Annotated in this window: 13 protein-coding genes; 5 read left to right on the top strand and 8 right to left on the bottom strand. The window is 74.5% G+C overall.

All coding sequences use genetic code 11. From position 1 onward, the window contains the following. Positions 1–466 precede the first annotated feature (466 nt). Together MCM47_RS05810 and MCM47_RS05805 are read left to right on the top strand one after the other, a co-directional pair. Complete coding sequence (locus tag MCM47_RS05810) at positions 467–2,257, top strand: serine/threonine-protein kinase (RefSeq protein ID WP_238859202.1); 1,791 nt, start codon at positions 467–469, stop codon at positions 2,255–2,257. A gap of 36 nt (positions 2,258–2,293) precedes the next feature. After that, complete coding sequence (locus tag MCM47_RS05805; protein WP_238859201.1) at positions 2,294–2,743, top strand: hypothetical protein; 450 nt, start codon at positions 2,294–2,296, stop codon at positions 2,741–2,743. On the opposite strand, the gene MCM47_RS05800 is transcribed toward MCM47_RS05805, so the two are convergent. After that, complete coding sequence (locus MCM47_RS05800; protein WP_238859200.1) at positions 2,658–3,440, bottom strand: NAD(P)-dependent oxidoreductase; 783 nt, start codon at positions 3,438–3,440, stop codon at positions 2,658–2,660. The two genes, MCM47_RS05805 and MCM47_RS05800, sit on opposite strands and share 86 nt — an antisense overlap. A gap of 65 nt (positions 3,441–3,505) precedes the next feature. Between MCM47_RS05800 and MCM47_RS05795 the strand changes: the two genes are divergently transcribed. Then, positions 3,506–4,426, top strand: a complete 921-nt coding sequence (locus tag MCM47_RS05795; RefSeq protein ID WP_238859199.1) for a LysR family transcriptional regulator — start codon at positions 3,506–3,508, stop codon at positions 4,424–4,426. Positions 4,427–4,509: 83 nt separating this feature from the next. Here the strand turns inward: MCM47_RS05795 and MCM47_RS05790 are convergent, their stop codons facing one another. The 5 genes from MCM47_RS05790 to MCM47_RS05765 all read right to left on the bottom strand — a co-directional run bounded on the left by MCM47_RS05790 (position 4,510) and on the right by MCM47_RS05765 (position 12,922). After that, complete coding sequence (locus MCM47_RS05790) at positions 4,510–4,863, bottom strand: hypothetical protein (protein ID WP_238859198.1); 354 nt, start codon at positions 4,861–4,863, stop codon at positions 4,510–4,512. Between the two features lie 73 nt (positions 4,864–4,936). Next, positions 4,937–5,539 carry a hypothetical protein gene (locus MCM47_RS43970; protein WP_374209080.1) on the bottom strand — a complete coding sequence of 201 codons (603 nt, stop codon included), beginning with the start codon at positions 5,537–5,539 and terminating at the stop codon, positions 4,937–4,939. A 147-nt stretch (positions 5,540–5,686) separates the two neighbouring features. Further along, positions 5,687–8,056 carry a SpoIIE family protein phosphatase gene (locus MCM47_RS42500; RefSeq protein WP_308222288.1) on the bottom strand — a complete coding sequence of 790 codons (2,370 nt, stop codon included), beginning with the start codon at positions 8,054–8,056 and terminating at the stop codon, positions 5,687–5,689. Between the two features lie 5 nt (positions 8,057–8,061). Beyond that, complete coding sequence (locus tag MCM47_RS05770; protein ID WP_374209091.1) at positions 8,062–12,285, bottom strand: HAMP domain-containing protein; 4,224 nt, start codon at positions 12,283–12,285, stop codon at positions 8,062–8,064. 280 nt (positions 12,286–12,565) lie between these two features. After that, the gene (locus MCM47_RS05765; RefSeq protein ID WP_238859197.1) at positions 12,566–12,922 is read right to left on the bottom strand and encodes an STAS domain-containing protein; all 357 of its coding nucleotides are present in this window, start codon (positions 12,920–12,922) and stop codon (positions 12,566–12,568) included. Positions 12,923–13,166: 244 nt separating this feature from the next. Between MCM47_RS05765 and MCM47_RS05760 the strand changes: the two genes are divergently transcribed. Continuing rightward, the gene (locus MCM47_RS05760; RefSeq protein ID WP_238859196.1) at positions 13,167–13,592 is read left to right on the top strand and encodes a DUF2267 domain-containing protein; all 426 of its coding nucleotides are present in this window, start codon (positions 13,167–13,169) and stop codon (positions 13,590–13,592) included. Between the two features lie 68 nt (positions 13,593–13,660). On the opposite strand, the gene MCM47_RS05755 is transcribed toward MCM47_RS05760, so the two are convergent. Then, a complete protein-coding gene (locus MCM47_RS05755; RefSeq protein ID WP_238859195.1) occupies positions 13,661–14,068 on the bottom strand; it encodes a hypothetical protein in 408 nt (135 codons plus the stop codon). A gap of 375 nt (positions 14,069–14,443) precedes the next feature. Here MCM47_RS05755 and MCM47_RS05750 point away from each other — a divergent pair, with 375 nt between their 5' ends. After that, the gene (locus MCM47_RS05750) at positions 14,444–16,096 is read left to right on the top strand and encodes a cytochrome bc complex cytochrome b subunit (RefSeq protein WP_238859194.1); all 1,653 of its coding nucleotides are present in this window, start codon (positions 14,444–14,446) and stop codon (positions 16,094–16,096) included. Between the two features lie 162 nt (positions 16,097–16,258). On the opposite strand, the gene MCM47_RS05745 is transcribed toward MCM47_RS05750, so the two are convergent. Then, the gene (locus MCM47_RS05745; protein WP_238859192.1) at positions 16,259–16,663 is read right to left on the bottom strand and encodes a hypothetical protein; all 405 of its coding nucleotides are present in this window, start codon (positions 16,661–16,663) and stop codon (positions 16,259–16,261) included. Positions 16,664–16,857 lie beyond the last annotated feature (194 nt).

Genomic DNA, 16,857 nt, shown 5'->3' with positions numbered 1-16,857 from the left:
ACCGGCCGAGGTCACCTCGCCTCCGCCGGCCGCCGTCGGCCGCACCCGCACCCGCACCCGGGCGGGACCGCAGCGGCGGCCGGCGGCGGCGGGCCCCGAGACGGCGGGCCGGATCTCCGGCGACGTCGTCCGGCCGGAGAGCGCTCCGCGACGGGCTCGGCGGTCCCGAAGCGGCACGGGCGCGTCCGAGCCTATTGCCAACGGCCGCCCCCGACCATCGACACCGGGTCCGGAGCGGGCCGCAGGCGAGTGGGCGAGGAGCAGCCCGCCCCGAGCCGAAGGGCCGCGCCGGTGTCGAGAGCGACGAGCGACGAGCGACGAAGGAGCGCTGGAGCGAGGAACGTCGACACCGGGCCCGGAGCGGGCCGGAGGCGAGTGGGCGAGTAGCAGCCGCGGACACGACCGTCCCGACCGGCCGTCGAGACGTGATCGCTATCATGGCGCGGGTCGACGAGGGGGGACGGCGATGGCAGCCGCGGTTGGCGGTACGGCGGGCGAAGAGGCACGCGAGGGCCTGGTCATCGCGGACAGGTACCGGCTGGTGCGCCGGCTGGGGGCCGGCGGGTTCGGGCAGGTCTGGCAGGCGGCCGACACCGTGTTGCACGTCGACGTCGCGGTCAAGCAGGTCTGGCTCGCCCCGGCCATGGACGCCGCCGAGACCGGCGAGCGGCTGCTCCGGGCCCAGCGCGAGGCGCGCAGCGCAGCCCGGCTCCGCGACCACCCGCACGTCGTCGCCGTGCACGACGTCGTGGTGGCGGACGGGGTTCCGTGGACGGTGATGCAGCTCGTCGCGGGGAGCTCGCTCGCCGACCGGCTGGAGGCGGGTGGGCCGCTCGCACCCGAGCAGGCCGCCCGGATCGCCACCGCCATGCTCTCCGCGCTCGGTGCCGCGCACGCGGCGGGCATCGTGCACCGGGACGTGAAGCCGGCCAACATCATGCTGGCCGACGACGGCCAGATCCTGCTGACCGACTTCGGCATCGCCCTGCGGCACGAGGAGACCGCGCTGACGGTGTCCGGCGCCGTCATCGGTTCCGTCGAGTACATGGCGCCCGAGCGGATCCAGGGCGAGGGCGACGGGCCGGCGGGGGACCTCTTCTCCCTCGGCGTCGCGCTGTACCAGGCCGTCGAGGGGCGGTCCCCGTTCCGGAGGGCCACGCCGACCGCCTCGCTGCTGGCAACGGTCTCCGAGGAGGCCCCGCCGCTGCGGCACACCGGCACCCTCGCGACGGTCATCCGCGGTCTGATGGTCAAGGACCCGCGGCAACGGCTCACCGTCGAGGCGGCCACCGCGCTCCTCGCGGGGCCGGCCGCGGCCGCCGTGCCCCGCCCCGCGACCGCGACCGCGACAGCGCCGCCGCCCGCCGTCGGCAGCGAGGCACCCACGCACGTCATCGCCGCCCACCCGACCGGGCCGGCCGTCCCCGCGCCCACCACGCCGTTCACCGTCCTCGACGCCTCGCCGGTTCGGACCCCGGCTCCGACACCGGCCGCGGCCGCGGCCGCGGCCGCGCCGAACGCGTCCGGTCCGGGGACCGCTGCGCCGGGCGTTCCCGCCCCCGAAGTGCCCGAGGCGGCCCCCGGCAGCCGCCCCAGGCGGCGGTGGGGCGTGATCACGGCCTCCCTCGTCGCGGGCGCCACCGCGCTGGGCGTGGCCTTCGCGGTGCCCTACTTCTCGCAGACCGGCGAGATCGAGTCCAAGCTCCTGCAGAAGAACGACCTGCCGGCCGGCTACCGGAACGACTGGGGTGCGGGCGACATGGGCTACCTGAAGCCCGTCTCCGGCACTTGGCCGTGCGCGGCCCGCAGCCGGCAGGTCGTCTGGAAGCACTCGCAGGACGACACCGTGGAGTACATCCGGGACGGCAGCGACACGAGCACCCGCTACGGCTTCAACGAAGGCCTCCGGAAGGTCGATCCCGCCACAGCGGCCCGGCACCTCCAGGCCGTCCGGGACGAGATCGCCGAGTGCGCGTCCTTCACCGTGGACCTCAAGACCGGTCGAACCTCCATGCGCTGCGAGATCGCCGTCACCGCCCTGCCGGCCCCGCAGGCCCCCGGCCTCGACATCGTGGGCCGCCGGGAGACGCTGACCTGCAGCGAGGACGGCAGCCCCTACGCACCCGCCGTCGTGGAGAAGTTCACCGCCGCCAGGGGCGGCTACCTCGTCGAGTTCTTCGCCACCGACAGCCACCCCTTCCCACCCGCCGAGGAGACCTCGGCCCTGATGACCACGGCCCTGCGCAAGCTCTCCTGAGTCCGCGCCGGCCCGGCCGTCGTCACCCACACGTCGATGGACTTCCACCGGGCCGAGGACCGGCCGGCGGGCTACCGGATCGCCTCCCAGACGCTCTTCGCCCCCGAGGTGCGGCAGGCCCGGGTGCTCCTGGCCGTCGAACGCGGCCGGTGGACATGCTCGTTGTTCGCCTACGACGACGAACCGCCCACCGACGACAGCGGCCGGCTGGCGTTCGCCAAGGGGCTGCGCGATCCGCACCTGGCCGAGCAGATCGAGCGGCGCACCGTCCGGGAGCCCACCTACCGCTACTCCGACCTCGACGACCAGTGGCGCCGGTACCACGCCGGCAAGGAGCGGCCGGAGCGACTGGTCGCCCGCAGGGACCGGGCGGGTCCGTACCCGGCGGCAGCCCGCGTGACTACCGGCGGATCGCGTCGACGATCCGGGAGAGGTCCTGCTCCGCGAGGTCCGGGTCGGCGAGCAGCAGCTCGCGCACGGCGGTGAGCACCGGGCCTCCGCCCGCCAGGCCGAGGTCCTTGGCGGCCAGCCGGATCGGGAAGTCCGAGTCCCGGCTGCGCGCACGGGCCACCACTCCGCCGAGCGGACCGTTGGCCAGGACGCCGAGGGCGAGCTCCTCCGACAGGCCGAGCGAGTCGGCGAGTGCCAGTGTCTCGCCGATCAGCGCGACTCCCCCGACCATCGCGCTGATCACGACGAGCTTGAGCGCCGCGCCGGAGCCCGGCCCGCCGCAGCGCAGCACGGTACCGAGCGTCCCGAGCACGGGCTGCGCCCTGTCGAGGTCCTCGGTCCGGCCGCCCGCCAGGACGGTCAGCGCGCCGGTGGCGGCGGGGACGACGCTGCCCAGCACCGGAGCGTCGACGAGTGCGACACCGTCGGGCAGCCGGTCGCGCAGGGCGGCCGTGGCGTCCGGGCCGATGGACGACATGTCGATCCAGAGCGTGCCGGGCGAGAGCGCGTCGGCGACCTGCCCGGCCACCGCCTCGACCGCCGCCGGGTCGGCCAGCATGGTGATGACGAGTCCGGCGCCCCGGGCCGCCTCGGCCGGGCTCGCGGCCTCGGTGAGACCGCCGGCGCGGCCGGGGCTCCGGTTCCAGACCGTCAGCGGGTATCCGTTGCCGGCGAGTCGACGGGCCATCGGCAGACCCATGCGGCCGAGTCCAAGAAATGCGATCTTCTCCATGGCCTCCACGCTAGGGAGGGCCGAGGCAGACGACAAGCGAATGTCTCGCATGGTAGCCATGCGGTATGGACATGGGATGGCTCGAAGTCTTCTGCACCGCCGCACGGCTGGGCTCGTTCACCGCCGCCGGGGACCGGCTCGGGTTCAGCCAGTCGGCGATATCACGTCAGGTCTCCACGCTGGAGGCGGAGTTCGGGGTGGCGCTGTTCGACCGACTGGCGCGCGGCGTCCGGCTGACCGAGCACGGCCGGGCCCTGCTGCCGCACGCCGAGGCGATGCTCGACCGACTCGACGGCACCCGGCGGGAGTTGGCGGCGCTCACCGAGCTGAACCTCGGCCGGCTGCGGGTCGGCGCGTTCGACAGTGCCAACGCGGCGCTCGTCCCGGGGGCGCTGGCGGCCTTCCGCACGGCTCATCCGCAAGTGGCGATCTCGCTCACCGAGGGCCTTTCGGCGGAGCTGCTCGGCCGGCTCCAGGACGGGGCCATCGACCTCGCCGTGGTCGCCGGCTATCCCGAACAGGGCTATGACGGGGAGCTGTTCGACCTCCGCCCGCTGGTCCAGGATCCCGTCCTGGTGGCGCTCCCCCGGCAGCACCCGCTGGCCGCGCGGGACCGGTTGCGGCTGGCCGAACTGGCCGGGGAGGACTGGATCGCGGGCAGCCGGAACACCGAGTCCACCCTGCTCGCCGCCTGCGTCCGCAGCGGCTTCCGGCCGCGCGTCGAGTACGTGGTGGCGGGGTGGACGGGCAAGTTGGGCCTGGTCGCCGCCGGCTTCGGCGCGACGCTCATCCCCTCCCTGGCCGCCCGTGCGGCCCGCCCGGACGTCGCGCTGGTGGCCCTGCACCCCGAGGACACTCCCGTGCGGCTGGTGCAGACGGCCACGCTGCGGGCCCGGTCGCTGCCGCCGGCCACCGCCGTCTTCCTCGCCCTGTTGCGCCAGGCGGCGGCAGGCGCGCCGGCCGCCGCGCCTGACCAGCGGGAATGACCCGACATCGGCGACGTCCGGTCACCGGCGGCTCCCCCGAACCCACGATCATCCGGAAGAGCGCGGGGGCGTGCCGCAGGCGCCTACACCCGGTTGACCCGCACCCCGCCGAGCAGGCCCCAGGCGTCCACCCGGACGGTCGGGCCGCCGGCCACGGTGGGGCCGTCGTCGCTCACGCCGCCCAGTCGCACGCCGCCGACCACGACGCGGACGTCGGGCCGCACGGTGAGGCTGACGCCGCCTATCAGGCTCAGCTTGGTGATCTTCAGCTCGGCCCCGTCGGGGAGGTCGAGGTCGGTGAGGTCGATGTCGGCCCCACCGATCAGCGAGGCGGTGAGGGTCCGCTCGTGGAGGGTCTTCCCGTCGAGCTTGTGGCCGCCGATGATGCTCACCCGGACGTCGGTTCTGTCGCGGTCCAGGTCGGGTTCCTTGGTCATGATCACCATCGTAGGGCCACCCCCGGGGCGCCGGGCAATCCGTCAGCACCCCCCGGCGCCAAAGGGGTTGCCGTCAGCGGCCGAGCATGTGCCGGAACCGGCCGCCGGAGCGGGCCGGGACGGCCGGCCCGGGCGTCTCCCGGCCGCCCTGCTCCTCGGCGAGCTGCGCATCCGACGCCTGGGAGCCCTCGGGGGTGCCGGGCGCGCCGGGCGCTCGGGAGGTGCCGGCCACGCCGGATCCGGCCTCCGCTTCCGCGGCTCCGGGCCGGCCGGGGCCGTCGGGCTGCGGAGCCCCGGTCCCGGGCTCGGGCCCGCCGCTGCGCGCCGCCCGCTCGGCGTCCGTGTACGGCACGCCGTACCAACGGTCGTACGGCCGGCGGCGCTCGGCCCGCGCGGCCGGGGCGGCCGGGGCGGCCTCCCCGGTCCGGTAGGCCGGCGCGGCGCCGAGGCGCGCCGAGCGGCGCGCCCGACGGGCTCGGGCGATCATGGCCAGGCCCAGGCAGAAGAGCAGGGCGAGCGCGATGCCGGCGAGGAAGATCCCGAGACTGCTCAGGGTCGCCACGTCGTTGCCGAGGACGCTCGCGGTGTAGTCGGGGCCGCCGTCGAGATTGTCGGCGATCAGCAGCCCGGCGAAGGCGCCGGTGGTCGCCATCAGCAGAAGTCCGAGCAGCAGCATGGCGGTCGTCCTCTCAGTCCGTGCTCCCCCGCATCCGGTTCGCCTTCCTGCCCGGCCGCGTCTACCCCGCTTCCGCCGGACCTAACGAAGCCCCGGTCCGGGCGGGCCTCGCCGCCCTCGCGGCCCCGGGCCCACCGGCCCGGTCGCTCACTCCACCCGGACGGCGATCAGACAGGTGTCGTCGTCGGTGTCGGCCGGACTGACCTCCAGCAGGCGGTCGAGGTAGCGCTCCAGGTCGGCGCCGGGCGCGCCCGCGGCCCGGATCAGCTGGTCGACCGACTCCTCCACCGGGCGGTCCCGCCGCTCCACCAGGCCGTCGGTGTAGAGCAGCAGGACCTCCCCGGACACCAGTCGGGTGGTGTACTCCTCGTACTCCGCGTCCTCCATGGCACCGAGCAGCACACCGTGCGGCAGCGGCAGGACGTGCGCGCCGTCCGCGCCGAGCAGGATCGGCGGCAGGTGGCCGGCCCGGGCCCAGCGGATCTCGCCGGCCGCCGGGTCGTAGAGGGCGCACGCCGCGGTGGCGGTGACCTGGCCCGGCTCGCGGAGCGCGAGGGTGTTGGCCCACTCCAGCAGCCGGCCGGGCCCCGCGCCGGTCACCGCGAGGCCGCGCAGCGAGTGCCGGAGCGCCACCATGCCGGTCGCCGCGCCCACGCCGTGGCCGGCCACGTCGCCGACGGCCAGCAGGACCTGCCCGTCGGGCAGCGGCAGGACGTCGTACCAGTCACCGCCCACCCGGTCACGCTTGGCGGCCGGGCGGTAGCGGACGGCAGCGCTCAGCCCGGTGGCACCGAGCGGCGGCGGCTCGGCCGGCAGGATCGCCTGCTGGAGCCGGAGCGCGAGCTGTTCGCTCTCGGCCGTCTCCTGCTCGCTGTCGGCCAGTCGCTCCCGGGTGGCGCCGAGCGCGACCTCGGTCCAGCGCTGGGACGACACGTCCTGGTACGCACCGCGGACGCCGGTCACCCGCCGCGCCTCGTCCAGGACCGGCTCGACCACGACCCGGGTGTAGCGGTGGGTGCCGTCCGGCTGCGCCAGCCGGAAGACGGCGGCGGACGTGCGGTGCCGCCGCTCCACGGAGTCGAGCAGGCGGCGGACGGCGGGCGCGTCGTCCGGGTGGACGTGGTCGGCCAGCCGCGCGAGCGGGACGGGGTCGGCCTCGGCGGGCAGGCCGTACAGCTCGCGGAGGCCCTCGTTCCAGAGGATCCGGCCGGTGGCCGTGTGCTCCTCGAAGCCGCAGACCCGCGCGATCCGCTGGGCCTGGCGGAGCAGGGCGGCCTGGTCGCCCTCCCGGGAGCGGTCGGTCTCCACCTGCCAGCTGGCCAGGAGGCGCCGGCCCCACGGGGCGACCGCGATCCGCACGGTCGCGGGCAGCGGGGTGGAACCGCTCTGGAAGACCAGGTGCAGCAGTTCGGCCGGCTGGGGCTCACCGGTGCGGTGGGCGTGCTGCAGCCGGTCGAAGAGACCGGTGGCGGAGGCGGTCGGATAGCTCTCCAGCAGCGTGGTGCCCTCGAGCGCCGTTCGGCGGCGGCCGAGCGGGTCGCGGAAGTGGGCGTTGACCTGGTCGATCCGGAAGTCGACGAGCTCGCCGTCGCGGAGCACCGGCGCGAGCAGCAGTCCGGGGGTGAGCAGGCCGTCGAGCAGCGGTCCGGCCTGGTCCGCTGCGGCCTCGGGAGCGGCCGGGGCGCCCTCGCCGAGCAGGCCGGCGCAGAGTTCGGCGAGGGCGTGGAGCTGCCGGCGCAGCGACTGGTTGAGGGCGGGGGCCGGTCCCGGCCACCGGAGCTCCAGGGCGCCGCGGCAGCGGCCGCCGTCGACCAACGGGAGGACGGCGCGGTCACCGGCGCGCGTGGCGGTCGTCCCCGGGACGGCCGCCGTCCGGGGGCCGTCCGCACCACCGGCCGGCTCCGGCCAGAGCGCCCGGCCGGAGCGGACCACGCGCCCGGCCGGCGTGTCGACGCCCGGCGGCACCCGGCTCCAGCTCTCGGCCTCCGCGGCACCGATGCCGGCGTGGGCGGCGAGCACGAGGCCGCCCCCGGGCAGCTGCTGCCAGACGGCGACGGCGGTGCTGCCCAGCGGCCGGGCGGTCTGGGCGAATACCGCGTCGACGGCCTGCTGCAGATCCGGGACGGCGGCCAGGGCCCGGATCGGCGGAAGGCTCGCCGGTCCCGCCCACCGTTCGTCGGGTCGCGTCCCCGATGCCGGCGGGGCCTCTTCGTCGGCGCGACGGACCACCGCACCCACCCGGACCTCGACCGTCGCCCCGGGACGGCCGGCGATGTCCGCGGCGAGATCGGCGACCCGTACCCCGGCCTCCCTGGCGACCCGGGCGAGGTGGACGGCCGCCTCGTCGGGGGAACAGCGCAGTCGCTCGGCGAGGATGCCGGTCGCGAGGTCCACCGCCGTGCGGGCGGCCTCCTGGGCGCGGAGCCGGTCGAGGTCCTGCTGGAGTCGGCGGACGGTGTCGGCCAGTCCGCGGGCGCTCCCGGGGGTGCCGGGGTCACCGGCCTGCCGCCCGGCCACGCCGGTCACGGCGGTGCCAGCCGGTCGCGCATCCGGTCGAGCAGTGCGGGTGTGTCGACCGGTTTCGTGACGTGGTCGTCGGCGCCGGCGGCCAGGCTCTTGTCCCGGTCACCGGGCATCGCCTTGGCGGTGACGGTGATGATCGGGACGTGCGCCAGCCGCTCGTCGGCGCGGATGGCGGCGATCGCGGCGTAGCCGTCCAGACCGGGCATCATCACGTCCATCAGGACCACGGCGGTCTCGGGGTGGGCGCGCAGCAGGTCGATGCCGGCCCGGCCGTCGGCGGCGTGCAGGACGGAGACGCCGCGCTCCTCCAGGGCCGAGGTGAGGGCGAAGACGTTGCGCACGTCGTCGTCGACGATGAGGACCGTGCGGCCGGCCAGCGGTTCGTCGGCCGGGCCGCGGCCCGCCGCCGGGGCCGGGGCGCCGGCCCCGGCAGGGTCGGACCGCCGGTCACCGCCCAGGCACCCCGCCATCCGGTCGCGCAACTCGTCCAGTCCGCTGATGAGTTCGACCCCGTCCCAGTCGGATTCGGGCCCCGCCGGTGTGTCCGCTCCCCGGCCGGTTACGCCGTCGTCGCGGTAGCCGAGCAGGACGGGCCACTCGTCGCCGCGCCGCCCCTCCCCGGCCGCCCCCTCCCCGAGTTCGGCGAGGGCGGCGAGCGCCTCCCGGGCGAGGTCGGCGGAGCCGCCGACGTCGAGGACGACGAACCGGTACGGGCCGTCGCCGAGCGCGGCGCGCAGCTCGGCCGGGTGCCCGACGCTGCGGACCCGGGCCGGGGCCGTCCGCTCGCCGGGCGCGGCCGCCGCGCTGTGGGCGAGCAGGGTGAGCAGGCCGGGCGGTTCCGGCTCGACCACGAGCGCCTGCGGGGCCCACCCGCCGCCCGTCTCCGCTGCCGTCGCCCCGTCCTTCGCGTTCGCCTCGTCCGCCGCCGCGCCCGCCGCCTCGCCCACGCCCGCCGACGCGGGCCGCACCGCGCTGGCGTGCGGGCCGACCGGCAGGTAGAGGGTGAAGCAGCTGCCCTCGCCGACGACGGAGCGGATCGTGATCGTGCCGCCGAGCAGCCGGGCCAGTTCGCGGCTGATCGAGAGCCCGAGGCCGGTTCCGCCGTAGCGGCGGCTGGTGGTGCCGTCGGCCTGCTGGAACGCGCCGAAGACGGTGTCCAGGTGCTCGGGGGCGATGCCGATCCCGGTGTCCTCGACCCGGAAGGCCACGGCCGCCGTGGCGTGGCCGAGTTCCTTCGGCAGAGCGGCCTCGGCGGCGTGCTCGATCCGCAGCTCGACCCGCCCGACGTCGGTGAACTTGACCGCGTTGGAGAGCAGGTTGCGCAGCACCTGCCGCAACCGGGCCTGGTCGGTGACGAGTTCGGCCGGAACGGCGGGGTCGACGGTGACGGTGAAGTCCAGGTCCTTCTGGTCGGCGAGCGGCCGGAACACGGAGTCGACGTACTCCAACAGCTCGCGGACGGGGAACGGTTCGGGGCTGAGCTCCATCTTCCCGGCCTCGACCTTGGAGAGGTCGAGGATGTCGTTGATGAGCTGGAGCAGGTCGGAGCCGGCCGAGTGGATGACGCCCGCGTACTCGACCTGCTTCGCCGTCAGGTTCCCGCTGGAGTTCTGGGCGAGCAACTGGGCGAGGATGAGCAGGCTGTTGAGGGGGGTGCGCAGTTCGTGGCTCATGTTGGCCAGGAACTCGGACTTGTACATCGAGGCGAGGGTGAGCTGCCGGGCCCGTTCCTCCAGCTCCTGACGGCCCTGTTCGATCTCCAGGTTCTTGGCCTCGATGTCGCGGTTGCGCTCCGCCAGCAGTGCCGCCTTCTCCTCCAGCTCCGCGTTGGAGCGCCGCAACTCCTCCTGCCCCTGCTGCAACTCCTCCGAGCGGTCCTGGAGTTCGGCGGTCAGCCGCTGGGACTCGCCGAGCAGCTCGTCGGTGCGGGCGTTGGCGAGCAGGGTGCCGATGTTGACGCCGCAGGCCTCGGCGAACTGGGCCAGGAAGTCCCGGTGGACCTGGCTGAACGCGTGCACCGACGCGAACTCCAGCACGCCGATCAGCCACTCCTCCAGGGCGATCGGCAGGACGACCAGCGAGCGGGCGTCCGTCCGGCCGGCCCCGGAGGCGATGGTGGCGTAGCCGGGCGGCAGGTCGTCGACGGTGATCCCGCGACGGTTGCGGGCGGCCTGCCCGACCAGCGACTCACCGAGCCGCACGCGCTGCAGGCCCTCGCCCGCCGGGCGGCCGTAGCTGCTGATCAGGACGAGTTCGGTGCCCTCCGGCGCCTCCTCGGCCAGGTAGAACGCGCCGAACTGGGCGCCCACCAGCGGCGTGAGCTCATCGGTGATCATCTCGGCGACGGCCCGGATGTCGCGCCGCCCCTGGATGGCGGCGGAGAAGCGGGCGAGGTTGGTCTTGAGCCAGTCCTGCTCCTGGTTGGCTCGGGTGGTCTCGCGCAGCGAGCCGACCATCGCGTTGATGTTGTCCTTGAGGTCGGCGACCTCGCCGGAGGCGTCGACGGTGATCGAGCGGGTGAGGTCGCCGGCGGCGACGGCGCTGGTGACCTCGGCGATCGCGCGGACCTGCCGGGTGAGGTTGCCGGCCAGCCCGTTGACGTTCTCGGTGAGCCGCTTCCAGGTGCCGGAGACGCCTTCGACCTCGGCCTGCCCGCCGAGCCGGCCCTCGCTGCCGACCTCGCGGGCCACCCGGGTGACCTCGGCGGCGAAGGCGGAGAGGGTGTCGACCATGGTGTTGATGGTGGTCTTGAGCTCCAGGATCTCACCGCGCGCGTCGACGTCGATCTTGCGGGTGAGATCGCCGTTGGCGACCGCGGTGGTCACCTGGGCGATGTTGCGCACCTGGTTGGTGAGGTTGGTCGCCATCGAGTTGACGTTCTCGGTGAGGTCCTTCCACGTCCCGGCGACGTTGGGCACCCGGGCCTGGCCGCCGAGGATGCCCTCGGTACCGACCTCGCGGGCCACCCTGGTCACCTCGCTCGCGAAGACCGACAGGGTGTCGACCATCGTGTTGATCGCGTCCGCGAGGGCGGCCACCTCGCCCTCGGCCTCGATGGTCACCTTCCGGGAGAGGTCGCCCCGGGCGACGGCGGTGGCCACCTCCGACATCGAGCGGACCTGCCCGGTCAGGTTGGACGCCATCACGTTGACGTTGTCGGTGAGGTCCTTCCAGGTGCCGGAGACACCCCGGACGGTGGCCTGCCCGCCGAGGTTCCCGGCGGTGCCGACCTCCCGGGCGACCCGGGTGACCTCGTCGGCGAAGGCGGAGAGCTGGTCGACCATCGTGTTGATGGTCTCCTTGAGCTCCAGGATCTCGCCCCGGGCGTCGACCCGGATCTTCTGCGTGAGGTCGCCCTCGGCGACCGCGGTGGTCACCTCGGCGATCGAGCGCACCTGCGCCGTGAGGTTCTCCGCCATGACGTTGACGGACTCGGTGAGGTCACGCCACGTCCCGGAGACGTCGCGGACGTCGGCCTGCCCGCCGAGCCGACCGTCGGTGCCCACCTCCCGCGCCACCCTGGTCACCTCGCCGGCGAACGAGGAGAGCCGGTCGACCATCGTGTTGATGGTCGTCTTCAGCTCCAGGATCTCGCCGCGCGCCGCGACCGAGACCTTCTGGGTCAGATCGCCCTCGGCGACGGCGGTCGCCACCTGGGCGATCGCCCGGACCTGGCTGGTCAGGTTGCCCGCCATGGAGTTGACCGAGTCGGTCAGGTCGCGCCAGGTACCGGCCACCGCGGGCACCTGCGCCTGCCCGCCGAGCCGACCGTCGGTGCCCACCTCCCGCGCCACCCTGGTCACCTCGTCGGCGAACGAGGAGAGCTGGTCGACCATGGTGTTGACGGTGATCTTCAGCTCCAGGATCTCGCCGCGCGCATCCACCTCGATCTTCTGGGTGAGGTCGCCGCGGGCCACCGCCGTGGTCACCTGCGCGATGTTGCGCACCTGCCAGGTCAGGTTCCCCGCCATCGCGTTGACGGACTCGGTGAGGTCACGCCACGTCCCGGAGACGTCCCGGACGTCGGCCTGCCCGCCGAGCCGCCCCTCGGTGCCCACCTCCCGCGCCACCCTGGTCACCTCGGCGGCCACCCGGGAGAGCTGGTCGGCCATGCCGTTGAAGACGTCGGCGATCTCCCCGAGCACCCCGGGCTGCCCGGGGGCCAGCCGGGTGCGGAAGTCGCCGTCGCGCACCGCCGTCAGGCCGGCCAGCAACTGCCGCAGGCCCTGGTCGGCGGCCCGGGCCTGCTGCTCCGCGTCCTCCGGTACTGGCCCGCGCCCGTACGGGGGCGTCACCGGTGCATCGCTCACGGGTACCGTCCTCCGGATCGACGGATCGTCCGTACGGCGGGGCGGGCCGTCCGGACGCCACCGGGCCGCGGGAGCGGCTACGCCGCCCCAGCTACCACTCTGCCATCCGTTCGCGCGCGGTGACAGGTGGCGGAGGCCGGCTGCCACGCCCCCCCCGGGACGGCGGCGCACCGGCCCGGGGCGTGGCAGCCGGTCAGTCGGGCGGCTCATCGCGGATCCGGAAGGCATCCTTGGCGCCGGTGAGTTCGAGCATCCGCAGGACGAGCGGGCTGGGGCGCACGAGTTCGATCCGGCTGCCACCGGCGTCGGCGATCGCCCGCCCCCGCAGCATCGCGTTCAGGCCGGTCGAGTCGCAGAAGTCCAGACCGCCGCAGTCGATCACGACGGTCGTGCCGGCGGTCTGCAGCGCGGAGTCGAGCGCGGAGTCGAGGCGGTCGACGGAGCCGAGGTCCAGCTCGCCGCGCAGGGTCAGCACGGTCCCGCCGGACCAGGGGCGGGCGGAGACGGTCAGATCGCCGGGCTCGGTCGTCCGGTCCTCGTTCTTCGGCATGCGACGCTCCCTCGGGATCCGCTCCTCGCGCCCGCGTCCGCCGGGTCCTTCCACCATAGGCGGTGCCACAGCCCCGCTCATCCGGTCGGGCGCGCGCGGTCGAGCCGTCGCGGTCCTGCCCGGGGTACCGGGGCCGGACGGCGACCTGTGGGTCCCGGGGGCGCGGTGCTGTGGCAGCCCTTGAAGTGGGCGGCGTAGCCTCGCAGACAGAGCTTCGCCGGGGCGGGCGGAAGGGGACTCGGCCATGAAGTACGACGAGATCATCGCCACCGTGCAGCAGCTCACCGGCCTACCGGACCGGGCCGCCGCCGCGCGCGCCACCGCGGCCGTCCTGCAGACGCTGGGCGAGCGCCTCCCGGCCGGGCTCGCCACGCACGTCGCCGCCCAGCTCCCGCCCGAGCTGGCGACCCCCGTGCGGGAGACCGCACACCGCGCGGAGGAACACGGACTGGCCCACGCCTCCGGCGAGCGGTTCAGCCTGACCGTCTTCGCCGGCCGGGTCGCGGCCCGGGCGGGGACGAGCGACGACGGCGGGATCCGGGAGTCGGCCGCCGTCCTCGAAGTCCTGGACGCGGCGCTCGCGCCTGAGCTGATGGACAAGATCGCCGCCGTGCTGCCGCACGACATCGCCGAACTGTTGCCCTCCCGCCGCGCCGCCCCCGCGGACTGACCCGGCCCGGCGACGGCGCCGCCCCGGCACCGCAACGGGGCCGGATCGCTGCTGTGCCGACGCCGCCGTCAGCCCCACCACTGCTCGGGGACGGCCGCCGCCTCGGCCCGCGCATCGGGCGGGGTCTCGGCCGGCGGCGGGCCGGCGGTGACCAGCACGCCGTCGGGCCCGGTCTCGGTCACCTGGTAGCCGGAGGCCCGCAGGACGACGGCGACGGCGCCGCTCACCGCCGTCCGGACGATCTCGGCCGGGAGTGGGCCCGCCGCGCCGTCCGCCACGCCGACGCCGTCCCTCGCCTCCCCGCCGTCCGGCCCCCCGGACGGGCCGTCGGCGCACGCCTCCGTCGGCGTCCAACCGACCACCACGCCCTGCGGCCGGTGGCCGATCCGCAGGCCGGACGGCCCCTGCCCGGTGTCGAACCCGGCCTGGGCCAGGGTCGCGGTCACGTCCTCGAAGAGTTCACGGTGATCCACCATTGGCGCAGCGTAGGACGGGGACCACGCGTTCCCGGCGTACGGCGCGCGGCGAAACGGTTCCGCGAGACGCCACCAGCACTCGGGCGGCCCCTGGCACCCCCCACCGGCGGCCGAACGGTGCGAAGACCCCCCGGACGGACCGACACGAGCCGCCGGACGGGCCGATGGACGTGCACAGGCGGCCCGCTGCCGACAGCATGGCAGAGTAAGCGCTCCATCACTTTGAGCAACGGGGCCGGCGGATCGGCGGATCCGCGACGCCGGACCTCCCGGCCGCCCCGTATCGAGAGGTCCCATGATCACAACACTCCGCCGGCCGGCAGCCCCGCAGGCAGGCTCCCCGGTCGGTTCGCAGCGGACGCCGGGGAGCCCGTCGTGAGAGCCGACCAGCAGTCGAGCCCGGGACCGGTCACCAGCACGCGGGCCGAGCCCGCCAACAAGGTCGAGGCCCTCGCCGACTGGACCGACGGCAGGCTGGGGATCTACGCCCTGGCCAAGTCGAACCTCCGCAAGATCTTCCCGGACCACTGGTCCTTCATGCTGGGCGAGATCGCCCTGTACACCTTCGTCATCATCATCCTGACGGGCGTCTGGCTGACGCTCTTCTTCAAGCCCTCCATGGCCGAGGTGATCTACGAAGGGCAGTACATCCCGCTCCGCGGCATCCAGATGTCCGAGGCCTACCGCTCGACGGTGAACATCAGCTTCGACATCCGCGGCGGCCTGCTGATGCGGCAGATCCACCACTGGTCGGCGATCGTGTTCGTCGCCGCCATGCTGGTGCACATGATGCGCGTCTTCTTCACCGGCGCGTTCCGCAAGCCGCGCGAGCTCAACTGGCTCTTCGGGGCCGGACTGCTCATCCTCGGCATGTTCGACGGGTTCATGGGCTACTCGCTGCCCGACGACCTGCTCTCCGGCACCGGAATCCGGTTCATGGAGGGCGCGGTCCTCGCCGTGCCGATCGTCGGCACCTACCTGATGTTCTTCCTCTTCGGCAGCCAGTTCCCCGGCGTCGACATCGTGCCGAGGCTGTTCACCGTGCACATCCTGCTGATCCCGGGGATCATGCTGGGTCTGCTGGTGGCCCACCTGATCCTGGTCTTCTACCACAAGCACACCCAGTTCGCGGGGCCCGGCCGGACCGAGCAGAACGTCATCGGCATGCCGCTGATGCCGGTCTACATGGCCAAGGCCGGCGGGTTCTTCTTCCTGGTGTTCGGCGTCATCGCCTTCATGTCGGCGATCGCCACCGTGAACCCGATCTGGGCGTACGGGCCCTACCGGCCCGACCAGGTCTCCACGGACGCCCAACCCGACTGGTACATGGGCTACTCCGAAGGCCTGATCCGCATCATGCCGGGCTGGGAGATCGGCCTGTGGGGCCACACCCTCAACATGGGGGTGTTCGTCCCGCTGATGATCTTCCCGCTGGTGCTGGTGGCGATCTGGGCCTACCCGTTCCTCGAGGCGTGGATCACCGGCGACCGCGGCGAGCACCACATCGCGGACCGCCCGCGCAACGCACCGGTCCGGACGGCGTTCGGTGCGGCCTGGATCAGCCTCTACCTGGTCCTGCTCGCCGCCGGCGGCAACGACCTGCTCGCCACCCACTTCCACCTGTCGATCAACGCCATCACCAACGCCGCCCGGATCGGCTTCTTCGTGGTCCCCGTGGTGATCTTCGTGATCACCAAGCGGTGGTGCCTCGGCCTGCAGCGCCGGGACAAGGAGAAGGTGCTGCACGGCCGGGAGACCGGCGTCATCCAGCGGCTGCAGCACGGCGAGTACGTCGAGGTGCACGCCCCGCTGCCGCAGGACCGGCTGTACACGCTCACCTCGCACGAGCAGCCGCAGCCGCACAAGCTGCCGCCCGAGGTCGACGAGAACGGCGTGCCCCGCAAGGTCGGCCTGCTGGAGCGCACCCGGGTCAAGCTCTCCCGCGGCTTCTACGGCCGGGGCAGCCAGATCACCAAGCCCACCGCCGAGGAGCACCAGGAGATCGCGAGCGGCCACGGCCACCACTGATCCCGCGACCGGCGAACCCGGGCCCGCCACACCTCGACGGTGCGGCGGGCCCCGGCGTTCCGGGCCGGAAGTCGGCCGGTCGGCCGGTGGGCCGACGGCCGGTGGCCGGTCGGCCGGTGGGCGGACGGCCGGTGGGCGGACGGCCGGTGGGCGGACGGCCGGTCAGGGACGCAGCGCGAACGGCGCCACGGCGATCAGCACCACGCCGAACGCGACCGAGAGGCAGACCGCCGCCCAGCGGGCGCAGATCCTGTGGCATTCCTCCCGGTAACGGGCCGCGAGCTGCCGGCATCGCTCCACGGCGCGGTCGACGACGTCCTCGGCATAGCGCAACCGCTCGACTGCGTAGGCCTGTTCGAGGCTCTCCCGCTCTCCCGACGAAAGCCAGGAGAACTGTGCGGCGAAGGCCTTGGCGTCCCGATCGGCCGCCGACACCTCCGCCTCCCAGGCCAGGTAGCCCTCCAGGCGGGCGATCTCCACCCGGGCGTCCACCCGCACCCGGCCGGCCCCGGCACTCCCGCCCGGCCGGGGGCTCCGCACTCTCGGCCGGCGCTGCCTGCCACCCATGACCGCTCCTTGTCCAGAACCCGGGCACCGCGGCGAGCAGCACGGCGGCAGCGGCGCACACCTTCGTCGAGTCGGCCGCCCGGCACCACACGATCCCTCGGCACAGCCACGCAACTACTACCAGTGACCGCGGCGGCGGCGACCCGCGACGCGCCGGGGCCCGCCCCGACCGCCGCCCGCGCCCGAGCAGGCCG

The organism is Kitasatospora sp. A2-31 (genome assembly GCF_022288725.1).
GTDB lineage: Bacteria > Actinomycetota > Actinomycetes > Streptomycetales > Streptomycetaceae > Kitasatospora.
This window is presented reverse-complemented; position numbering and strand designations above follow the sequence as displayed.

What these genes read in the sequence shown, in the direction of transcription:
- MCM47_RS05810 (WP_238859202.1), top strand. Translation starts at nt 467, where the DNA reads ATGGCAGCCGCGGTTGGCGGTACGGCGGGCGAAGAGGCACGCGAGGGC.
- MCM47_RS05805 (WP_238859201.1), top strand. Translation starts at nt 2,294, where the DNA reads ATGGACTTCCACCGGGCCGAGGACCGGCCGGCGGGCTACCGGATCGCC.
- MCM47_RS05800 (WP_238859200.1), bottom strand. Translation starts at nt 3,440, where the DNA reads ATGGAGAAGATCGCATTTCTTGGACTCGGCCGCATGGGTCTGCCGATG.
- MCM47_RS05795 (WP_238859199.1), top strand. Translation starts at nt 3,506, where the DNA reads ATGGACATGGGATGGCTCGAAGTCTTCTGCACCGCCGCACGGCTGGGC.
- MCM47_RS05790 (WP_238859198.1), bottom strand. Translation starts at nt 4,863, where the DNA reads ATGACCAAGGAACCCGACCTGGACCGCGACAGAACCGACGTCCGGGTG.
- MCM47_RS43970 (WP_374209080.1), bottom strand. Translation starts at nt 5,539, where the DNA reads ATGCTGCTGCTCGGACTTCTGCTGATGGCGACCACCGGCGCCTTCGCC.
- MCM47_RS05765 (WP_238859197.1), bottom strand. Translation starts at nt 12,922, where the DNA reads ATGCCGAAGAACGAGGACCGGACGACCGAGCCCGGCGATCTGACCGTC.
- MCM47_RS05760 (WP_238859196.1), top strand. Translation starts at nt 13,167, where the DNA reads ATGAAGTACGACGAGATCATCGCCACCGTGCAGCAGCTCACCGGCCTA.
- MCM47_RS05755 (WP_238859195.1), bottom strand. Translation starts at nt 14,068, where the DNA reads ATGGTGGATCACCGTGAACTCTTCGAGGACGTGACCGCGACCCTGGCC.
- MCM47_RS05745 (WP_238859192.1), bottom strand. Translation starts at nt 16,663, where the DNA reads ATGGGTGGCAGGCAGCGCCGGCCGAGAGTGCGGAGCCCCCGGCCGGGC.